The organism is uncultured Rothia sp., from assembly GCF_937976295.1.
Classification (GTDB): Bacteria; Actinomycetota; Actinomycetes; order Actinomycetales; family Micrococcaceae; genus Rothia.
On sequence record NZ_CALJRY010000369.1, the window covers coordinates 1 to 18,446 of the forward strand.

Below are 18,446 nucleotides of genomic sequence, written 5' to 3' on the forward strand. Positions count from 1 at the left end.
AAGCTTAGCCTGCTCTCATTCGATTTTTATCCCAAACCGGCATAGGGTGGAGAGAGTACACGAAAGGAACCACCATGCCCGCACCTAACGGATGCTGCCGCTCTCAGAAGGCATGCGCCTCCCCCACTGCATCTGCCGCCGTCGCATCTAACGCAACTGAATCTAACGCAGTCGACACCGCAGCGGCTGAATCTTCTGCGCGCGTCTTTTCCCGCCGCGCAACCCTTATCACCGGTGCCGTCGCATCCGGTGCGCTGCTCGCATCCTGCGCTGAGGGTGACTCCAACGTCACCGCACCCGAAGGCACCGTTGAGGTAGGTTCCGCCTCCGCAGTGGGTGTGGGTAAGGCAGCACGTCTGACCCACGGCTCCACGACCGTTATCGTCTCCCAGCCGTCTTCAGGCGAATACAAGGCGTTCAGCACCGTCTGTACCCACCAGGGCTGTCAGGTGCAGGTTCAGGACTCCAACCGTATCGTGTGCCCCTGCCACGGATCCGAGTTTGCTGTAGCTGACGGCTCGGTCGTGCAGGGCCCTGCGGAGGCACCCCTGACCAGCTACCCGGTGCAGGAGAAGGGCGGCAAGCTTTTCGTCAGCGGCACTACTAACAATTCCTAAAACCGGCAGCTTAGAATACGTGTAGCAAAGCCCCGCCCATCACGATCGATGGGCAGGGCTTCTTGGTTTGTCGCTGAGCGCCTGCTATTGCGACGCGCTACTGCGAGAAGCTCAGGCGGCACATCCAGGTACACGACCGCTTAGCGGGCGTGCTTAGCGGGTGTGGCGCGGCTTCTGGCCCTCTTCACGAGCGAACGGCACCTTATCGCCAGCCAGCTGCGCACGCAAATCCTTGATAATGGTCTCCGCGGTCAGGCCGACCTCCTCCAGAATCTGCTCGCGAGAAGCGTGCGGAATGAACTCCGACGGAAGACCCAGCTCGCTCAGCGCGGTATCCACACCAGCCGCACGCATTTCTTGGCGGATGTGCGAACCCACACCGCCGGAACGCACGCCGTCCTCAATGGTCACCACAATGCGGTGATCACGAGCCAACTCAATGACCGAAGACGGCACCGGCATCACCCAGCGCGGGTCAACCACGGTGGACTGGATACCCTCGGCGGCAAGCACCTTCGAAGCTTCCAGAGCCACACGAGCCATAGCGCCCACGGCAACGAACAATACGTCACGCTGACCGGTCTCCGGGTGGGGTTCACCGGTGCGTGCCAGCACGTCCACACCGTCGCTGCGACGCTCCAGGGCGGGAATGTCCTCGCCCACGGAGCCCTTCGGGTAGCGAATCACGGTCGGTGCGTCGTTGATAGCTACAGCCTCACGCAGCTCTTCGCGCAGGGTCGCGCCATCACGCGGAGCCGCCAGGTGCAGACCCGGGATGAACTGCAGCATCGCCAAATCCCACATGCCGTGGTGGCTTGCGCCGTCCGGGCCGGTAATGCCGGAGCGGTCCAGCACCACGGTCACGCCCGCCTTGTGCAAGGCAACATCCATGAGCAACTGGTCAAAGCCGCGGTTCAGGAAGGTTGCGTAGAGGGCAACCACCGGGTGCATACCGCCGTACGCCAGGCCGGCGCTCATCGCCACGGCGTGCTGTTCAGCGATACCCACGTCAATAACGCGCTCGGGGTGGCGCTTCTGGAATTCACGCAGACCCACGGGAATAAGCATCGCACCGGTAATACCGACGATGTTCTCCTGCTCATCCGCAATATCTGCGATTTCGCGGCCAAAGACACCGGTCCATGACTCGGAGGTGCTGGCAGAGACATCCTCACCGGTCAGCGGGTCAATCTGGCCCACCGCGTGGAACTGGTCGTCCTCATTCGCGCGGGCGGGCGCGTAGTCGTGGCCCTTCTCGGTAATGGCGTGCACAATCACCGGACCAGCATAGTTCTTTGCCGCGGTCAGTGCGTTCTCCACAGCTTGCTGGTCGTGACCGTCAATGGGGCCCACGTACTTCATGCCCAGGTCTTCAAAAATGCCCTTGGGTACGACGACGTCCTTAATGCCTGCCTTCATGCCGTGCAGGCCGCGGTACACCATCTGGCCGACGGGACCGCCACGCTGCAGGCCAATACGCACCGCATCCAGGGCTTTGTCATAGCGGTGATCGAGGCGCACACGATCCACCTGCTGCTGCACACCGTGCTTGAGCTCAGACAGCTGGTTCGCGAAACCGCCAATGGTCGGCGCGTAGGAGCGGCCGTTATCGTTGACCACAATCACGACCTTGCGGGTGCGGTCGGCAGCAATATTGTTCACTGCCTCCCACGCCATGCCGCCGGTCAGCGCGCCGTCACCAATAAGAACCACGGTGTAGCGGTCATCTTCACCATTGAGCTTGTGCGCGCGAGAAATACCGTCAGCCCACGAAATCGAGCTGGAGGCGTGCGAAGAAGCAATAATGTCGTGCTTAGACTCGCCGCGATCCGGGTAACCCGACAGGCCACCCTTCTGACGCAGAGTCTTAAACGCGTGACGACCAGTCACCAGCTTATGCACATAGGACTGGTGGCCGGTGTCGAAAAGAATCTCGTCCTTGGGAGATTCAAAAACACGGTGAATGCCGAGGGTCAGCTCCACAACGCCCAGGTTCGGGCCCAAGTGACCGCCGGTCGCCGACACATTCGTCACGATGAACTGGCGGATCTCCTTAGAGAGCTCCTCCAGCTGCTCGTAGCTGAGGTTCTGCAGATCCGCCGGAGACTGAATACCCGGGAGCAACTTAGCGGTGGCGCCATCGCCAAGGCTGTAGTCTGCGGTGGGTGCGCCACCGGCGGCGCTATTCGGGGTCTCCTCCTGCGGCAATGCGTTTTCAGCGGGCATACACCCACACTCCTCAAGGTCGGGGCACGGCTCATTCCGTGCGTTGGTTCTTCAATGATTCTACCGTTTACAGTGCCAAAAAGCAGATTTATGCGCCCGCAGAGCAAGACGCACTGGGTTGAGCGAAAACAGCCTGAAATAACCCCTAGTGGGCAGGCCGGTGAACAGCCCAACCCGCCCAACACGGCGATTATTTGCTTCTTTGTTACGGCGACTAGCTATGCGCTACTTGTTGCCCGCTACTTGGTGCGGCGGCGGCGCGGACGAGGCTTCGCCGGAGCACGCTCAAAAAGCGCCACCGACTCCACATGATGCGTATTCGGGTACATATCAAACGCCCGAAGCTGCACCATGTCCCAACCCAGCTCACGCAAAATACCGGTGTCACGACCCAGGGATGCCGGGTCGCACGCCACGTACAGAATACGCTTGGGGTCCAGCGCATCCAGGCGTTCCAGGGTGGTTCGGTTCGCACCCTCACGGGAGGGGTCAAGGACCACCGCATCAATGGCGGGGATTTCACCAAACTCAAGGGCAGTCTTCAGGTCCACCAGGTGGCGTGCCACATCACCGCGAATCACCTCAATGCGGGTGTCCGCCGAGTTCTCGGTGCGGGAGCAACCATCCGGCGCGAAGTTCGAGCGCGCATCCTTATGGGTCACCGGGGAACCCTCAATGCTGACGACGGTACCCGTTGCACCCACGGCATCCGCGAGCGCGGCGGTGAACAGGCCCGCGCCGGCGTACAGGTCGAGGGTGCATTCGCCTTCCTGCGGGCGGAGCATGGTGAGCATGGTTCCGACCATGGTGGAGGGGGCGGCGCGGTGAATCTGCCAGAAGCCGCCGGCGGATACCTGGTAGCTGAATCGGCGGGAGCCGAAGGTGACTTCTTCGGTGACGGAACGCAGGCCTGCACCGAGCAGCTGGTCGCCTTCGGGTACGCGGCGGTAGGGGCTGTGGGAGGAGCCGGGGCGGCCGCGTTTGGGTTTGCCGTTGGAGGTGGACTGCGGGGTGAAGAAGAGGGAGATTTTGCGCTTGGCGAGTAGCCCCCAGGCGTCGGCTGCCTGCTGTTCGATGTCGTGGGCGACTTCTTCGATGGAGAAGCGCGGGTCGACGATGAACTGCAGGAGAATCCTGCCGCGGGAGGAGACGGTTGCTTCTACTTCGCGTACGCCGCGCAGGTTCAGCTTCTCAAGCTGCAGGTTGCGCAGTTCGGGTGCGGCGAGGGGAAAGTCGATAACCGGCACGGGCTGGGAGGCGCGGTAGGGGTGCATGCCGATGCGCCAAGTGACGGCGGGGCTCTTCTTGCCGCTGTTCTTCTGGCTGTCAGATTCGTTGCCGGGCTGGATGCGGACCTTGGTCACGTTGTAGCGCACGCGGGTACGCCAGGACAGGCCCTCGTTGTTATCGCGCAGGGGAAGCTCTTCAACGATGAGGTTGGTCAGCAGGGGCGATTCGAGGGGCAGGCCGCCCAGTCGGTTGATTTGGGTGCGAACGATATCGGTCTTGTAGCGTCGCTGCTCGGCCAGGCTGATGTGGCCGTATTCCATGCCGCCGAGCAGTTCGGGTACGCCGGTTGCTGCGGCGCGTTCCTCTTCGGTGGCGAGCGCATCCGCCTGGATCCAGGGGTGGGGGCGGCGCGCCAGGGAGGGTACGGGTACGGAGATGACGTCTGCGAAGTAGAATCGGCGCTTGGGGCCGATTGCGGTGATGCGCACTTCTGCCTGCTCGCCGACGATGCCGTGACGCACGAAGATGACGCCCTGTTCGGTGCGCGCTACGAAGGCACCGCCGTGCGCGGGTGCCTCACAGGTGACGGTGAGGGTCTGCCCGACGCTGTATCCGTCTACGTTGTTGGAGGCGGCAGGCGTGGTAGCAGTGTGAGTCACAGCATTGTCTCCTAAAGAATCACTTAATGTGAACTATTTTACACCGGATTGTACCTTTGCTCCGGTTCCGACGCCCCGCAATGGGCGCCTCCTCATTTGCAAAAGGCGAAGTCCAGCCCCTATCAGGGGCTATTTGGGTGAGTTGCGTAGCGAGTAGCGAAGCGAACAGCGCAGCGCCGGGCGGGGCAGAAACCTACCGCTCGGTACGCTTCCGCCCGTTGTTCCGGCCCTGCACCGTAGCGTCTGCCTCGTGCAGGCGGCCGCGGTACACCGCGTGGCGGTTGCTCTGAATCAGTTCACGGCCACCACCGGCAGAACGAGTAATCTTCGGGGCGATAGCTGACGTTGAGTCCTCTGCTTCTACCGTTGATTCTTCGCCGTGTAAACGCTGATCAAAAATCTCATCATACACCTCATCCTCGTGCATCGCCCAGGGTACGGTTGCCGTCATGACGCCCGGCTCGTGTAGAAGCGCCCGCTTGAGGCGGCGCACCGTGCGGCGGTGCAGAAGACGCTGCCACCAGTGCTGCACCACGAATTCCGGCAGGTATACGACCAAAATATCGCGGGGTGACTTCTTGCGGCGGCGGCGAATGTACGAGACGACAGCGTTCACCGTGTCACGGTACGGCGAATCAATGACCGACAGCGGCACCGGAATGCCGAGGGCGTACCAGCGTTTCTTCACGATTTCCAGGGCGGCGCGGTCATTATTGACCGTCAGTGCCTCAATCGTGGAGGGACGACCGGCGCGCGCATAGGAGAGGGCACGAACCACCGGGCGGCGCACACGCTCCACGTACACGATGGCGTGCACACGCGAAGGCAGTGCCGCCACATCGGCAACGGATTCGGCGTTCAGGGGGATGTCCAGGGCGGCATCCACCGCATCGTAGTGGCGGCGAGTCACAACCATACCTCCAACCATCAGGGCAATCATTCCAAGGGAGAGCCACGCACCGGCGGCGAACTTCGTCACCACGACGATGACCAGCACCGCGGCGGTCACAATCACACCCACCGCTGAGACCGCAATATCGCGTAGCAGGGCGCGGCGCGGCATCTGCGCCAAGGTAACACGTAGCAGGCGCATGCGGTAGCGCACCACCGCAAGCTGCACTAGCACCATGGACAGGCACATGCCCACAATGTACAGCTGAATCAGCGAGTACACGTCCGAACCGAAAACGGTGGTGAGGAAAACAGAAATCGCAGACAGCGCCAGCACGCCGTTCGCGTACAGGCCGCGCGAATCCACGCTGCGGAAGAACACCGGCAGGTACTGGTAATCAGCCAGCGACGAGGCAATCACCGGGAAGCCGGTAAACGCAGTCAGCGAGGCAATAATCAGCACGCCCACCGTGGCAAACACCAGCAACTGCGCGAAGAACGGAACACCCTGATAAATCGCCAAAGCCACCTGGTACAGCGCCGGCTTCTGGTGGAAGTACTCCCCCGGCGTGTGCCCGTCAATGAACAAGAAACGGGTCGTATCGTGCACCATGTGCACGCGGGTTGCCGCCGCAAAACCGAGCAGGCTCACCAGCAGGACCGAAGTAATCAGGCCCATCAGCATCATGGTGACCGCCGCATTATATTTCTTCGGGCGGCGGAAATACTTCACAGAATTAGAAATCGTAGAAACACCCGAGAACGCCACCAACCCGGCGGAGAAAGAACGCGCCAGAAGCAACATCAGCGCCAAGCCTTCCATGGCATAATCCTGGTATTCGGGGACAATCACGTAGGTTGCCGATTCAGCCAGCGGCAGAGTACCGGTGGCGGCACGAATCCAACCCACGATGAGGGTGACCCCCAACAGCGCCAAGAACACGTACAGCGGCCAGTACGCAATCTTGCCCAGCAGCTGCACGCCGCGCAACGCAAACAGCGTCAGGGCAACAATGAGCAGCACCGCGATGAGGGTGCGCCAATCCTGAATCTGCGGGTACAGCGCCACCAAAAACGAGGACGCCGAAGACATCGAAACCGCCACCGTGAGCGTATAGTCCATCAGCGAGGATGCACCCATCACAATCGAGGGCAGCGCACCCAGTTTGCGGTGCACCAGCTGAATATCGCCCTCGGAAGCGATCTGGTTAATGTTGTAGCGGTAGGTGCCAATCACCAGCAGACCCACCATCGCCACACCCAAACCAATCCAGGGCGAAAAAGCGAGCGCCGACGCACCCGCGGCGGCAAGGGTCAGGATCATCTGGTCGGCGGCGTAGGCGACCGAGGAAATACCGTCGGCACCGAAAAGAGGCAGGGCGTAGCGCTTCGGCAGCGCGACTGCCGAAAGATTTCGCGTGCTGACCGGCTGACCGGTCAGGGCGATGCGCATCTTATCCCAACGATTCCTCACGCTGTTAAGGCTATCGGTCGCGGCTTCAAAGCTCAATTTTATTCACCCGAATTGTGGGCGTTGCGAACGGAATATCACGGAGCCTCGGCGCGGAACCTCACCCGCCCATTACACTGGTAGAGGTAGGCGGTAACGCCTTATCAACACAAAACATCAACACATTCGGAGGGTTGTATGCCTCACTTCGTCATTATGGGTGCCGGACGCGTGGGCGTCATGCTGGCGCGCACTCTGGAAGCTTCGGGGCATACGGTCGCCGTCATTGACCAGGACGAACGCGCGTTCCAGCCGCTGCGTAAGGGGTTTGAGGGCCGCCTGGTGACCGGTGTTGGCTTCGATGAGGACACCCTCAAGCGTGCCGGTATTACCGAGGCGTACGCTTTTGCCGCCGTCTCTTCGGGCGATAACTCGAATATTATTGCCGCCCGCGTGGCACGCGAAATGTTCAAGGTGAAGAACGTTGTGGCGCGTGTGTACGACCCGAACCGCGCCGAGTTCTTCCAGCGCATGGGCATTCCCACGGTCGCGTCGGTGCGCTGGTCCACCGACCAGGTGCTACGCCGCCTGCTGCCCGAGCAGGCACTCAAGGGCGACTTCCGTGAACCCTCGGGCCGCCTCATGCTCACCGAAATTCCGCTCGACGACGGCTGGGCAGGGCACGCCCTGACCAGTATCGAAAACGCTGCCGGGGTGCGCATCGCCTACATCACCCGCTTCGGTGAGGGCATGCTCCCCCGCCCCGATACTGCCTACCAGCAGGGCGATAGCGTGCACGTTATGATGCGCACCGACGACGTTGCAGAAGTAACCCGCATTCTCTCCCGCCCGCCGCGCGTTGAAGACGAAGAAGCGGAGGCGGAGTACGTCCCCGCCTCGGGCCACCGCAAGCGACACCACGCCCCGAAGAAAGCTGCCGAGCAGAAGCGCAACGACGGCCCCGTCATCGAGCATGAATTCCACCTCGGTGACACTCCCCCGGAGCTGCCCGACCCCCTCGAACTCATCGGCCGCCATCGTGACCACTCGAAAGGTGAGAAGTAAGTGAAGGTCCTCATTGTTGGTGCCGGTTCCGTGGGCGCCTCCATCGCTAAAGAGCTCATGATGAACGGCCACGACGTGACCATCATCGACTCCAAGCCCGAAGCCAAGAAACGCGCCGATCTGCCCGGCGTGCGCTGGCATATTGGTGACGCCTGCGAGCTGTCCGTGCTGCGCCAGGTGCACCCGAACAAGGCGGACGTGGTCGTTGCCGCAACCGGTGACGACAAGGCAAACCTGATGGTGTCCCTGCTGGCTCGTAGTGAGTTTGGTGTGCCCCGCACCGTGGCGCGTGTGAACAACCCGCGTAATGAGTGGCTTTTTGACGACTCCTGGGGCGTGGACGTTGCCGTGTCCACCCCGCGCCTGATGACCGCCCTCGTTGAGGAAGCCGTGGAAGTCGGCGACGTGGTGCGCCTGCTGACCCTGCAGGCTGGCGGCGCGACCCTTGCCGAGTACACTGTGCCGGATGACCACCCCGTCATCGGTTACCGCGTGGACCACGTGCAGTGGCCCGTCGATACGGTGCTCACCGCCATCCTGCGTGACGGCGCGCCGATCCCGCCCAGTGCGGATGTGGCGATTGAGGGTGGCGACGAGCTGTTCTTCATCACGACCATTGCCGGTGAGGACCAGATCCGCGCACTGTTCGCATAGCGTTTATACGTAAGTTTTTGAGGAGGCGAAAGCCCCGATCACCCTTAGGATGATCGGGGCTTTCGCCTACTTCTACGAAGTTCTTCTATGTATGAAGTTGTGGGGTTAGCGGCTTTCTGAACCGTCAACTTCGGCAGTTTCAGCCTCGGCGTCCTCGCTGACCAGCGCCTCCTCGGGAGCCGACACACGCCACGCCAGCCACACGCCCAAAGCGTACAGCGGCAGACCCATGATCAGGCGGGTCGCGCCCAGCGCCTCCACATTATTCGCAAAGTACAGGGGCACCTGCACGGCAAGGCGCAGCATCATCAGCACGGTAATAATCCAGGTCGCCAGCATGTACTGGCGCAGACGCACCGGGTTCTGGCGCCAGCTCAGCGCCTCACCACGAATGACCGCGAAAATCAGGCCCATCAGCGGCCAACGCACCAGCATCGACAGCAGATACGCCAGAATGTACACGCCGTTCGTCCAGAAACCGACCACAAAGTAGTCGCTCGCATTACCGGTACGGTACGCGGCAAACGCACAGATCGCCACGCCCACCAGACCGGTCAGCGCGCTCACCAGCTTAGAACCCTGCACCAGGCGAATCAGCGTGAACACGCCCGCCGCGGCCAACGCCGCAATCAGGGACAGGTTCAGTTCCTTCGTCACGGTGAACAGCACCAGGAACGCCACCGCGGGCAGGGAGGATTCCACCAGGCCGCGCCAGCCGCCAATAGCGTGCAGAATATCCACGTCGCCGTTAGCGGTGCGGCGCATATTCGCGCCCATGGAGGCGCTCAGGCTCTGCGCCAGCTGATTCTCCTCCCGCGCCGGGGCATCTGCGGGGCTGGTTGCGGGGTTAGCGTTCGGATCGGGCTGGGTCGAAGACTGCTCAGCGCTCATGTTTTCCCTTCTCCACAAAGAATTGCGGCACAATCTCATAGCGCGGGTTATAAATCACCGGCTGATGCGCCCTCACAGACACCACCCCGGAACAGCGCAGTAGCGCACCGGCATGCACGCCGGGCACCATCTGCTGGCCCTGCCACTTGAGCATGACCCTATCCCCCGGATTGAACGGCGCATAGGGCGGGAAAGACACCTCGTGCGGCTCCTGCACCGCCACGGTCGCCAAAGATGCCGTGTTCAGATGGTGCTGCTTCTCGGGGGCCTCGGACTCCTCCTCGAAATCCTCACCGGGCGGCTCCACAATCGGCATACCAATCAGCGCCAGCGGGCTCGACCACTGCAGAGGCTTCGACTTAGCCACCACCAGCTCGGCGCGGTACATCGGCTTATCCTGGGCGGTCGGCAACCACACCTGCTCCACGCGTCCGGCAAGGCGTACGCGAAAGCGCTCGGGGTACCCGGGAGCAAGAATCTGCTCCTCAGGAACCGCGAGCGCACTCGGGTAGTTTGAGAACTCAGGCATTAGCCAATCTCGGTAATCTCAGGGCCGCGGCGAGGCATCGGGCGCAGCTTGCTGTGTTCGTTCTCGGTTTCTTCCTCAACGGCGGGCTCTTCCTCAGCCGCAACGACCAGGTCGGCGGGCAGAGTCATGGGCAGCAGTTCACGCGGCGGGCGCGGGTCGTCGCCGCGGTCCACCACGACGGTGCGGAATACTTCCTCCACGGAGGCGGCAGCCTTATCGTCACCGAGCACAGCCGCGCCGGAGATGACGCCGCGCAGGAACCAGCGGGGGCCGTCCACACCCACGAAGCGGGCGATGCGCTCGCCAGGCTTGCCGTCCGAGGTGACGGCGGGCAGGCGGGTGAGCATCTCGGCACCGAAGACGCCGGCGTAGATTTCGACGTTGCCGCCCTGGGAGGCGACGGACTCGGTCAGGTCGTGACGGATGTCGTCCCAGATGCCGGTGGTGCGCGGTGCGGCGAATGCCTGCACCTGCAGGGTTGCGCCGTCGCGGGTGATGGTTGCGGCGATCACCGCGCCGGTTACGTCGTCAGTTTCGAGGCGCAGGTTCATGCCGTCGAGCAGTTTGATGCGCAGCGCACCCAGGTCGACGTAGTCTTCGAGGTCTTCGGCGGTGACTTCTTCAATGTCGTGCGGGCCGTTGACGCGGTCGTACTTGATGACCTCGGGAGAGTTCTCCTCTTCCTTCAGCTCCTCAACCTCGACGTTGGTTTCCTCAATCTCTTCGGCGACAGCCTTGTCGATGGCGGCCTTTTCAGCCTCCTCGGCGCGCTTCTTCTTACCAAATCCGAACATGGTATTCCTACTTTCACCGCACGCGGGGTGCGGGGGTTTCTTCTCTTCTCTCGTGCGGCAATCGCGGTGAGAGCAGACTAGTGGATTCCGCTGGAGCCGAAGCCGCTGGAGCCGCGTTCGGTCTGTTCCAGTTCATCCACCACGGTAAAGGTCGCGTGCTCGTACTTCTGAATGACCAGCTGGGCAATGCGGTCGCCGCGCTGCACGTGGAAGGACTTGGTCTTGTCAGTGTTGAGCAGGGTGACCATCAGCTCGCCGCGGTAGCCGGAATCAACGGTGCCGGGGGCGTTCACGATGGTGATGCCGTTCTTGATCGCCAGGCCGGAGCGCGGGTGCACCAGACCGACGTAGCCTTCGGGCAGGGCGATTGCCACGCCGGTGGGGACGAGGGCGCGTTCGCCCGGTTCCAGCTCGAAGTCGATGCGGGAGCGCAGGTCAGCGCCGGCGTCGCCGGGCTTTGCGTAGGCGGGTGCGGGCAGCTCGGGGTCGAGCAGCTTAATGTGGACGTTTACGGGGGTCATCATGGTCAATACTCTAACCTTTCGCGGGTGTCTGTGCCATTACCTCGCGCTGTGTTGAGGCTCTACTGCGGGGTGTTTTCGTTGCGTGTTCGCGTTCAGCGCGTGTCATGGTGTGCCACAGCGTGCCGCGTTGGGTGCGACGCGGCGCTGTTCTTGCGTGCGCTTTCACTTTCACATACGCGCTTTCACATGCTCAACGGGGCGGGTGCACTCGGCACTCGCCCCGTCATGAGGTGTATGTCGGGCGGGTGTTAGCCCTTCCCTAAAGTTTTAGCCCTCGCACTCGATGCAGTAGGACAGGCCGCCCTCTTCGCGTGCAATCTGCGAGCGGTGGCGCACCAGGAAGCAGGATGCGCAGGTGAACTCGTCGTCCTGAGCGGGCAGCACAACAACGTTCAGCTCCTCGTTGGAGAGGTCAGCACCGGGCAGCTCGAAGCTTTCTGCTGCGCTGTTCTCGTCTTCATCAACCGCACCGGACTGCATCTCGGAACGGCGGGCGTTCAGCTCCTCGTAGGACTCTTCGTTCTGCTCTTCGTCCTGCTTGCGAGGTGCATCGTAATCAGTTGCCAAACTTTCACGCTCCGTTGGTTCTGTGGCTGTGTGTTGGACTAGGCCACGCTGGTTTATTGAGTGCTCTACGTGCCGCTGGTGTGTAATTAACCCTGACGGCATGCCAGGTATTGTTCACCATTGGCACCCTATTTGTCTAATCCTGGGTAGGCTTTGGACTGTTTCGGCGTCACATTTTAGCTTTTTCGGTGCGAAAAGTACATCTTTTTTTGGTGAAAATCCCGCCTCCGCTACTGATTTACCGCGCTTTCACGGTACCCTGGTAGGTAGTTTGCGTTCCGTGCAACACATTCACGAACGCGTCCGGTTCACCTATGGAGGTTCTCATGCTTGAACTGCGTCTGATTGGCGTTCACGATGACGGCGAAAATCTGGTGCTTGAGTCTGCTGACGGCACCCGCTTCTTGCTGCCGATTGACGCGAACCTGCGCACGAGCATCACCAAGGCTCGCCGTATTCAGCCCGCCCGCGGTCTGGGCGCTAAGGGCACCTTCGGTCCGCGCGATATTCAGACCCGTTTCCGTCAGGGTGCCTCCGTTGAGGAAATCGCTGAAGAGTCCGGTTGGGAGCCGGAGCGCGTGCGCCGCTACGAGTGGCCGATTGTTGCTGAGCGTGCCCACATTATTCGTGCCGCTCAGAGCGTGAAGATTGGCCGCCGCAGCTCCGCTTCGGGTACCGCGCAGATTCCCGTGACTCTGAGCGCCCGCATTGAGGAAGTCTCCGAGCGTTACGGTTTTGAGGACGCAACCCAGGACTGGACCACCCGCCAGCAGGAGAACGGCCAGTGGCGCGTTGAGGTTGATATTGCGCTGAAGGATTCGGTGCGTCAGAACCTGCCCGCGCAGGTCGTCTTCCCCGCGCGTTGGGTGTACAACCCGGCGAACCAGGGCCTGTACGCTTCGAATGAGGCGGCGTACTTCCTGATGGGCAATAGTGAGGACGCTGTTGCCGCCGCCGCGAAGAAGGCTCCCGTGGAGGTTCCTCCCGCCCGTCTGCCGAAGGCACCCGAGCCCGCACCGGCACCCATTACTTCATCTGAGAGCGCTGACGAGCGTAAGCTCAAGGAGCTTCTGGAGCGCGCCCGCTCGGTGCGCCCGGCACAGGTTGAGGAGCCCGAGGTGTTCGTGCACCGCGAGCCCGCTGAGCCTGTAGCACCGGCTGCGCCTGTTGCGTCTGAGCCTGCCGCCCCGGTAGCACCTGCGGCTCCTGTTGCTCCTGCAGCGCCCGAGCCCACCGCAGAAACCACCGTGGAAACCACTGACCCGCTGGCTGTGGACTCGGAAGCACCCGCTAACTCCGTTCCGGTCGAATCCTTCGCTCTGGCGGCACCCATCGAGGACGCACCGGCCGCTGAGGCCGCTGAGGCGCCCGCTGCTGAAGCACAGCCCGAGCCTGCACCCGCAGAGAAGCCCAAGCCTTCCTCCTCGAAGAAGCAGCGCGTGAGCGTTCCGGCATGGGACGACATCATCTTCGGTAGCCGCAAGTAAGCGACCGCCCCCGCGCCACCCAATAAAGGGCATCTAGGCAAGAGCTTCTAGACATACAGAAAACCGCTGGTTATTCACCCGAATAACCAGCGGTTTTCTGTATCTTCTCAGCCTGTGCCCGCTAACGCTTTAGAAAGTCTTGAGCATACGCAACGGCACCAGACGCTCGGCGTCCGTGAGCGAACCGTGCTGACCAACCATGTGCAGGGCACGCTCCTGATAGTGGCGCATATCGTACAGCGCCCAATCATCGCGAGCGCACACCATCAGGTCGCCAATGCGGCCGCGCGCCGCATCCGTAATGACCGGGCCGAAGTAGCCGGCACGCATCAGTTCGCGAGAGTCAATCACCCAGGCGCGCTCGCCCCAGTACTGCGCCCAACGCTGAGCGGTGGCGGTGCGTGCCGCCTCCGAGGTGTCTTCGAGGTACAGGTGCACGGCGCGCGGTTCACCGGCGGTCATTGCGATGTTGCGGGTCAGCTCCTCCACGCCCGAGTAGTCGATGCGCTGATGCTCGGGCACGTTCACCATGCCGTGATCGGCGGTCACGAAGAGTGCCGCCCACGCCGGGGCGCGCTCCGCCAGACGCTTCAGCGCCGAGTTCAGCTCCTCCAGCTGCTGCAGCCATTCGTCGCTGCCCACGCCGTAGCGGTGGCCCGCCGCGTCAATCTCGCCCCAGTACAGGTACACGGTGGTCGGGGTGCGGCTGGAGAGCGCCTCCAGGGCGTAAGTGACGCGGGCGTTATAGCCGACGGCATCCACGAAGTCGCCACCGCGCAACGCCGCCTCCGTCAGGCCGGTACCGCGATACTTACCCAGCGAAATGGTGAGCACGCGGCGGTTTTCGTGGTGGCGTTCCAGCACGGTCGGCAGCGGCTGCCAGGCGTGCGGGTCCACCGACTGGTCCCAACCGGACAGGTGGTTCATGACCGAGCCCGCTCCCCCGTTGCCTGCCGGGTTGCGCACCTCGTAACCGGCGATGCCGTGCGCGCCCGGTGCCGTGCCGGTACCCAGCGAAGTCAGGGATGCGGCGGTCGTGGTGGGGAACGCGGCGTCCAGCGGGCCCAGGTTCAGGGTCTTACGCAGGGCGGGCGCGTAGCCGCCGTAGCTGTTGAGCAGCTGCTCACCCAGACCGTCCACCATGATCACGCAGGCGTGACGGAACGACGCCGGATCAACGTCCTGCTCCGCGAGGCGACCGGCAAGGTTCAGCGGGTCGGCTACGGAGTTGAACGCAGGGTCGGCATCCAGGGCGTGTGCGGGGCGTGCCAGGCTTCGCTGAGCCACCAGAGAGGAGGCGGACTCCAGCACATCGGCGATGCTATTGCTGCCGTAGGCGGGCGCGGGGGGCAACGGCGCGCCCAGAACATCGTGCAGAGTGGGCTGTTCGGTGCGGGACGGGGCCGTCATAGGTTCCTCTCGGGGTGTTTATCGGCGGTGCTTATCGGTGCTGTTTATCGGCGGGTTGCGTACATGCGGGCACGGTGCAGCGCACGCGCAAAATGCTGCGCACGCTGAACCGACTCCGGGCCGTCAGCGGTCGCAGAAACACGCACCGCAATGTCCTCGCGGCGCGCATCGCCGGTGAAGCCGTGGTCGGCGTTGCACTGCGGATCCTGGCAACCGGCAGGAGCCAGCTCCATGTGCAGCGAACCGGTCCAGGCAATCTGGAAGGAAATCTCAGTCGGGGCGGTGCTACCGGCGTTGTACGCCTGCGGCTGGCTGAAACCGTAGCTGATGGTGACCGCGTTCAGGGCGCTCAGGTGCACCGCCTCCACGCTCACATGCGCAACGGTACCCTGCGCGTCACCTTCAAGGTGCTGGTCGTCCAGGTGCGCAAAGATGACGTGCTCACCGCAGAGCACCATCACGGTGATGTGGCGGTGAAAATCATCGCGTGAGAAGTGAGTTTCATGCTGCACGAAGTGCGCGTCCGGGTTCATGCCCGCCAGCGCGTCATCCACCACTTCCAGCACGAGGTCGGGGTAGAAACCGGCATGCTTAATGTCTGCGACCAGTTGCTCGCGTTCGGGGGTGGTGGCGTACATCGTACCTCTTTCGTGCGTGCCCTCATGAGGCGACGTCGGTCGGCGCACACGATGAAGGCGGTTAGGTGTTACTCCCCTCTACCTTAGAGGGTTCCAGCCGGGCTGTGCTACTTGACCACGCTAATACCGGCACATATGACGACGTGCACTCCCCCGGTACGCTCCGATTACAGCCCCGCGACCTCCTTAGCGCACCCCACAGATGACGCTGACCAGCCAGCCCGTCTGACCCGCTCCCACCCGCTAAAATAGGAGGAGCGAAAACACACCGACACGAGGAGATATATGGCTCGCCGATCCAAATCCGCCGTCAGCGACTACCCGGTGGATGTGGTAGAGAATATCGTCGACATCGACGTATCCGCCGAGATGGAATCCAGCTTCCTGGAATACTCCTACTCGGTGATTTATTCGCGCGCCCTCCCCGACGCCCGCGACGGCCTCAAGCCCGTGCAGCGCCGCATCCTCTACATGATGCAGCAGATGGGTCTGCGCCCCGACAAGGGCCACGTCAAGAGCGCCCGCGTGACCGGCGAGGTCATGGGTAAGCTCCACCCGCACGGCGACGCCGCCATCTACGATGCGATGGTGCGCCTCGCACAGCCCTTCGCGCTGCGTCTACCCCTCGTTGACGGCCACGGTAACTTCGGCTCCCTCGACGACGGCCCGGCAGCCGCCCGATACACCGAAGCACGCATGGCACCCGCCGCGCAGGCGCTCACCGCCGACCTCGAAGAAGACGTGGTTGACTTCGTACCGAACTACGACAACCAGTTCATGCAGCCCTCCGTGCTGCCCGCAGCGTTCCCGAACCTGCTCGTCAACGGCACCACCGGCATCGCGGTCGGCATGGCAACCAACATGGCACCGCACAACCTGCGCGAGGTCATCGCAGGTACCCGCCACCTCATCGCCCACCCCGAGGCGACCCTCAAAGACATCATGAAGTTCATCCCCGGCCCCGACCTGCCCACCGGCGGCACCATCGTGGGTCTGAGTGGAATCCGTGACGCCTACGAAACCGGCCGCGGCACCTTCAAAACCCGCGCGAAGGTCTCCATCGAGCAGGTCAGCCCCCGCAAGCAGGGCATTGTCGTCACCGAACTGCCGTACATGGTCGGCCCCGAAAAGGTCATCGAAAAGATCAAGGACGGCGTCAACTCCAAGAAGCTCACCGGCATCTCCGACGTGGTCGACCTGACCGACCGCACCAACGGTCTGCGCCTCGTCATCGAAATCAAGAACGGCTTCAACCCCGAGGCGGTGCTCGCCGCCCTCTACAAGCACACCCCGCTCGAGGATTCCTTCGGCATTAACAACGTGGCGCTCGTGGACGGTCAGCCGCAGACCCTCGGCCTGCTCGACCTGATGCGCGTGTACATTGACCACCGCCTGAACGTGGTTCGCCGCCGCACCGAATTCCGCCTGGGCAAGCGCACCGACCGCCTGCACCTGGTGGAGGGCCTGCTCGTGGCGATCCTCGACATTGACGAGGTCATCCAGATTATCCGTGAGTCTGATGAGACCGCTCAGGCACGCGAAAAGCTGAAGGTCGTCTTCGACCTGACCGACACCCAGGCGAACCATATTCTGGAGCTGCGCCTGCGCCAGCTCACCAAGTACTCCCGCCTGGAACTGGAAGCAGAACGCGACACCCTGCAGCAGGAAATCGCGGAATTGCAGCGTATCCTCGGCTCCGATGCGGCACTGCGCGAACTGGTCTCCGACGAGCTCGCCGAGGTCGCCGAACGCTACGGCACCGACCGCCGCACCCAGCTCAAAACCAAGGACGACATGCAGGTCGCCATTGAGGCAGTCACCGCCCAGTCCAAGGCAAAGAAGAGCCTGGGCCTCGCCCTCGAAATCGCGGACGATCCCTGCTGGGCGCTGCTCTCCGCCTCCGGCATGATGGGACGAACCCCCGGCAAGCCCATCCGCGAGGCGCTCGTGGATCCCGGCAAGCGTTTCAAGCACGACGTGTTCGCCTCGATTGTGCCGACCACCGCGCGCGGTGAGATCGGTGCCGTGACCTCCGCAGGACGCATGGTGCGTCTGTCCGTCATGGACATTGCGGTGCTGGACGAGAACGGCGGCACCCCCTCCATGTCGACGGCGGTGAAGGCAACCGAGCTGGTTCAGCTCGCCAAGGGTGAGAAGCTGGTCGCCCTCGTACCGCTGAACACGGTGCTGGCGCTGGCAACCGCGGGCGGCGTGATCAAGCGCCTCAACCCGGATTACCCGCTGAACCAGACCGAGTGGGACATCATGAAGCTCAAGGACGGCGACGAAATCGTAGCCGCCGCCCCCTGCCCCACCGACGACATGGTTCTTACCTTCGTCACTCGCGACGCGAAACTGCTGACCTTCGACGCGGCGAAGGTTCGCCCGCAGGGACGCACCGGCGGCGGTATCGCAGGCATCAAACTTGCCGACGGCGACCGCGTCATCGCCCTGGGTGTGACCGCGCCCGGCGACGCGGCGGAGGTCGTGACCGTCACCAACGGCAAGGACGGCCTGGCGAGCGCCAAGGTCACCGCCCTGAGCGAGTACCCGCAGAAGGGCCGCGCAACCGGCGGCGTGCGTGCGCACCGTTTCCTCACCGGTGAGAGCCAGTTGGCTCTGGCGTGGGTGGGCGTGGGCCCGGCGAAGGCGGCGTCCTCCGGCGGTGTGGCTCGTTCCCTGCCGACCGAGCACGGTGCCCGTGACGGTTCCGGTGTGATGCTTACTCAGAGCATCGGCATTGTGGGCCCGAACTATGCGGCTGTTTCTGCTGCGATGGCGGTTAGCCCGGAGGGTGAAAAGCTCTTCTAGGCG

The 18,446-nt window shown here is 62.9% G+C and carries 15 protein-coding genes; 5 read left to right on the top strand and 10 right to left on the bottom strand.

Annotation, left to right across the window (positions count from 1 at the left end):
- Positions 1–74 precede the first annotated feature (74 nt).
- Complete coding sequence (locus tag Q0216_RS09810; protein WP_298594959.1) at positions 75–617, top strand: Rieske (2Fe-2S) protein; 543 nt, start codon at positions 75–77, stop codon at positions 615–617.
- 153 nt (positions 618–770) lie between these two features.
- Here the strand turns inward: Q0216_RS09810 and dxs are convergent, their stop codons facing one another.
- The 3 genes from dxs to Q0216_RS09825 all read right to left on the bottom strand — a co-directional run bounded on the left by dxs (position 771) and on the right by Q0216_RS09825 (position 7,076).
- Positions 771–2,843, bottom strand: a complete 2,073-nt coding sequence (gene dxs / locus Q0216_RS09815) for a 1-deoxy-D-xylulose-5-phosphate synthase (RefSeq protein WP_298594961.1) — start codon at positions 2,841–2,843, stop codon at positions 771–773.
- A 239-nt stretch (positions 2,844–3,082) separates the two neighbouring features.
- The gene (locus Q0216_RS09820) at positions 3,083–4,732 is read right to left on the bottom strand and encodes a class I SAM-dependent RNA methyltransferase (RefSeq protein WP_298594962.1); all 1,650 of its coding nucleotides are present in this window, start codon (positions 4,730–4,732) and stop codon (positions 3,083–3,085) included.
- Between the two features lie 193 nt (positions 4,733–4,925).
- On the bottom strand, positions 4,926–7,076 hold the full coding sequence (locus Q0216_RS09825) for an APC family permease (RefSeq protein ID WP_298594973.1): 2,151 nt from the start codon (positions 7,074–7,076) through the stop codon (positions 4,926–4,928).
- Positions 7,077–7,271: 195 nt separating this feature from the next.
- Between Q0216_RS09825 and Q0216_RS09830 the strand changes: the two genes are divergently transcribed.
- Entirely contained in the window at positions 7,272–8,138 is an 867-nt protein-coding gene (locus Q0216_RS09830) for a TrkA family potassium uptake protein (protein ID WP_298594963.1), read from the top strand.
- On the top strand, positions 8,139–8,792 hold the full coding sequence (locus tag Q0216_RS09835) for a TrkA family potassium uptake protein (RefSeq protein WP_298594964.1): 654 nt from the start codon (positions 8,139–8,141) through the stop codon (positions 8,790–8,792).
- Between the two features lie 105 nt (positions 8,793–8,897).
- Here Q0216_RS09835 and Q0216_RS09840 read toward each other — a convergent pair whose 3' ends face one another.
- From Q0216_RS09840 to Q0216_RS09860, 5 genes are all read right to left on the bottom strand, one after another.
- Positions 8,898–9,683: a DUF3159 domain-containing protein gene (locus Q0216_RS09840; RefSeq protein ID WP_298594965.1), complete on the bottom strand. Its 786-nt coding sequence runs from the start codon at positions 9,681–9,683 to the stop codon at positions 8,898–8,900.
- Entirely contained in the window at positions 9,673–10,212 is a 540-nt protein-coding gene (locus Q0216_RS09845; protein ID WP_298594966.1) for an asparaginase, read from the bottom strand. Before Q0216_RS09845 ends, Q0216_RS09840 begins: the two co-directional genes overlap by 11 nt.
- On the bottom strand, positions 10,212–11,006 hold the full coding sequence (locus Q0216_RS09850) for a DUF3710 domain-containing protein (RefSeq protein ID WP_298594967.1): 795 nt from the start codon (positions 11,004–11,006) through the stop codon (positions 10,212–10,214). The genes Q0216_RS09845 and Q0216_RS09850 overlap by 1 nt, the downstream gene beginning before the upstream one ends.
- A gap of 77 nt (positions 11,007–11,083) precedes the next feature.
- Positions 11,084–11,530 carry a dUTP diphosphatase gene (gene dut / locus Q0216_RS09855; protein ID WP_199774543.1) on the bottom strand — a complete coding sequence of 149 codons (447 nt, stop codon included), beginning with the start codon at positions 11,528–11,530 and terminating at the stop codon, positions 11,084–11,086.
- 267 nt (positions 11,531–11,797) lie between these two features.
- Positions 11,798–12,097 (bottom strand): DUF4193 domain-containing protein, encoded by a 300-nt coding sequence (locus Q0216_RS09860; RefSeq protein WP_005506382.1) that lies wholly within the window; start codon positions 12,095–12,097, stop codon positions 11,798–11,800.
- A gap of 326 nt (positions 12,098–12,423) precedes the next feature.
- Between Q0216_RS09860 and sepH the strand changes: the two genes are divergently transcribed.
- Positions 12,424–13,584: a septation protein SepH gene (gene sepH / locus Q0216_RS09865; RefSeq protein ID WP_298594968.1), complete on the top strand. Its 1,161-nt coding sequence runs from the start codon at positions 12,424–12,426 to the stop codon at positions 13,582–13,584.
- A gap of 129 nt (positions 13,585–13,713) precedes the next feature.
- On the opposite strand, the gene Q0216_RS09870 is transcribed toward sepH, so the two are convergent.
- The gene (locus Q0216_RS09870; protein WP_298594969.1) at positions 13,714–14,994 is read right to left on the bottom strand and encodes an alkaline phosphatase family protein; all 1,281 of its coding nucleotides are present in this window, start codon (positions 14,992–14,994) and stop codon (positions 13,714–13,716) included.
- Positions 14,995–15,038: 44 nt separating this feature from the next.
- Positions 15,039–15,632 carry a DUF5998 family protein gene (locus Q0216_RS09875; protein ID WP_005506389.1) on the bottom strand — a complete coding sequence of 198 codons (594 nt, stop codon included), beginning with the start codon at positions 15,630–15,632 and terminating at the stop codon, positions 15,039–15,041.
- A gap of 285 nt (positions 15,633–15,917) precedes the next feature.
- Here Q0216_RS09875 and Q0216_RS09880 point away from each other — a divergent pair, with 285 nt between their 5' ends.
- The gene (locus tag Q0216_RS09880; RefSeq protein WP_298594971.1) at positions 15,918–18,443 is read left to right on the top strand and encodes a DNA topoisomerase (ATP-hydrolyzing) subunit A; all 2,526 of its coding nucleotides are present in this window, start codon (positions 15,918–15,920) and stop codon (positions 18,441–18,443) included.
- Positions 18,444–18,446 lie beyond the last annotated feature (3 nt).

What these genes read in the sequence shown, in the direction of transcription:
- Q0216_RS09870 (WP_298594969.1), bottom strand. Translation starts at nt 14,994, where the DNA reads ATGACGGCCCCGTCCCGCACCGAACAGCCCACTCTGCACGATGTTCTG.
- Q0216_RS09880 (WP_298594971.1), top strand. Translation starts at nt 15,918, where the DNA reads ATGGCTCGCCGATCCAAATCCGCCGTCAGCGACTACCCGGTGGATGTG.
- dxs (WP_298594961.1), bottom strand. Translation starts at nt 2,843, where the DNA reads ATGCCCGCTGAAAACGCATTGCCGCAGGAGGAGACCCCGAATAGCGCC.
- Q0216_RS09875 (WP_005506389.1), bottom strand. Translation starts at nt 15,632, where the DNA reads ATGTACGCCACCACCCCCGAACGCGAGCAACTGGTCGCAGACATTAAG.
- Q0216_RS09840 (WP_298594965.1), bottom strand. Translation starts at nt 9,683, where the DNA reads ATGAGCGCTGAGCAGTCTTCGACCCAGCCCGATCCGAACGCTAACCCC.
- Q0216_RS09845 (WP_298594966.1), bottom strand. Translation starts at nt 10,212, where the DNA reads ATGCCTGAGTTCTCAAACTACCCGAGTGCGCTCGCGGTTCCTGAGGAG.
- dut (WP_199774543.1), bottom strand. Translation starts at nt 11,530, where the DNA reads ATGATGACCCCCGTAAACGTCCACATTAAGCTGCTCGACCCCGAGCTG.
- Q0216_RS09810 (WP_298594959.1), top strand. Translation starts at nt 75, where the DNA reads ATGCCCGCACCTAACGGATGCTGCCGCTCTCAGAAGGCATGCGCCTCC.
- Q0216_RS09830 (WP_298594963.1), top strand. Translation starts at nt 7,272, where the DNA reads ATGCCTCACTTCGTCATTATGGGTGCCGGACGCGTGGGCGTCATGCTG.
- Q0216_RS09825 (WP_298594973.1), bottom strand. Translation starts at nt 7,076, where the DNA reads ATGCGCATCGCCCTGACCGGTCAGCCGGTCAGCACGCGAAATCTTTCG.
- Q0216_RS09850 (WP_298594967.1), bottom strand. Translation starts at nt 11,006, where the DNA reads ATGTTCGGATTTGGTAAGAAGAAGCGCGCCGAGGAGGCTGAAAAGGCC.
- sepH (WP_298594968.1), top strand. Translation starts at nt 12,424, where the DNA reads ATGCTTGAACTGCGTCTGATTGGCGTTCACGATGACGGCGAAAATCTG.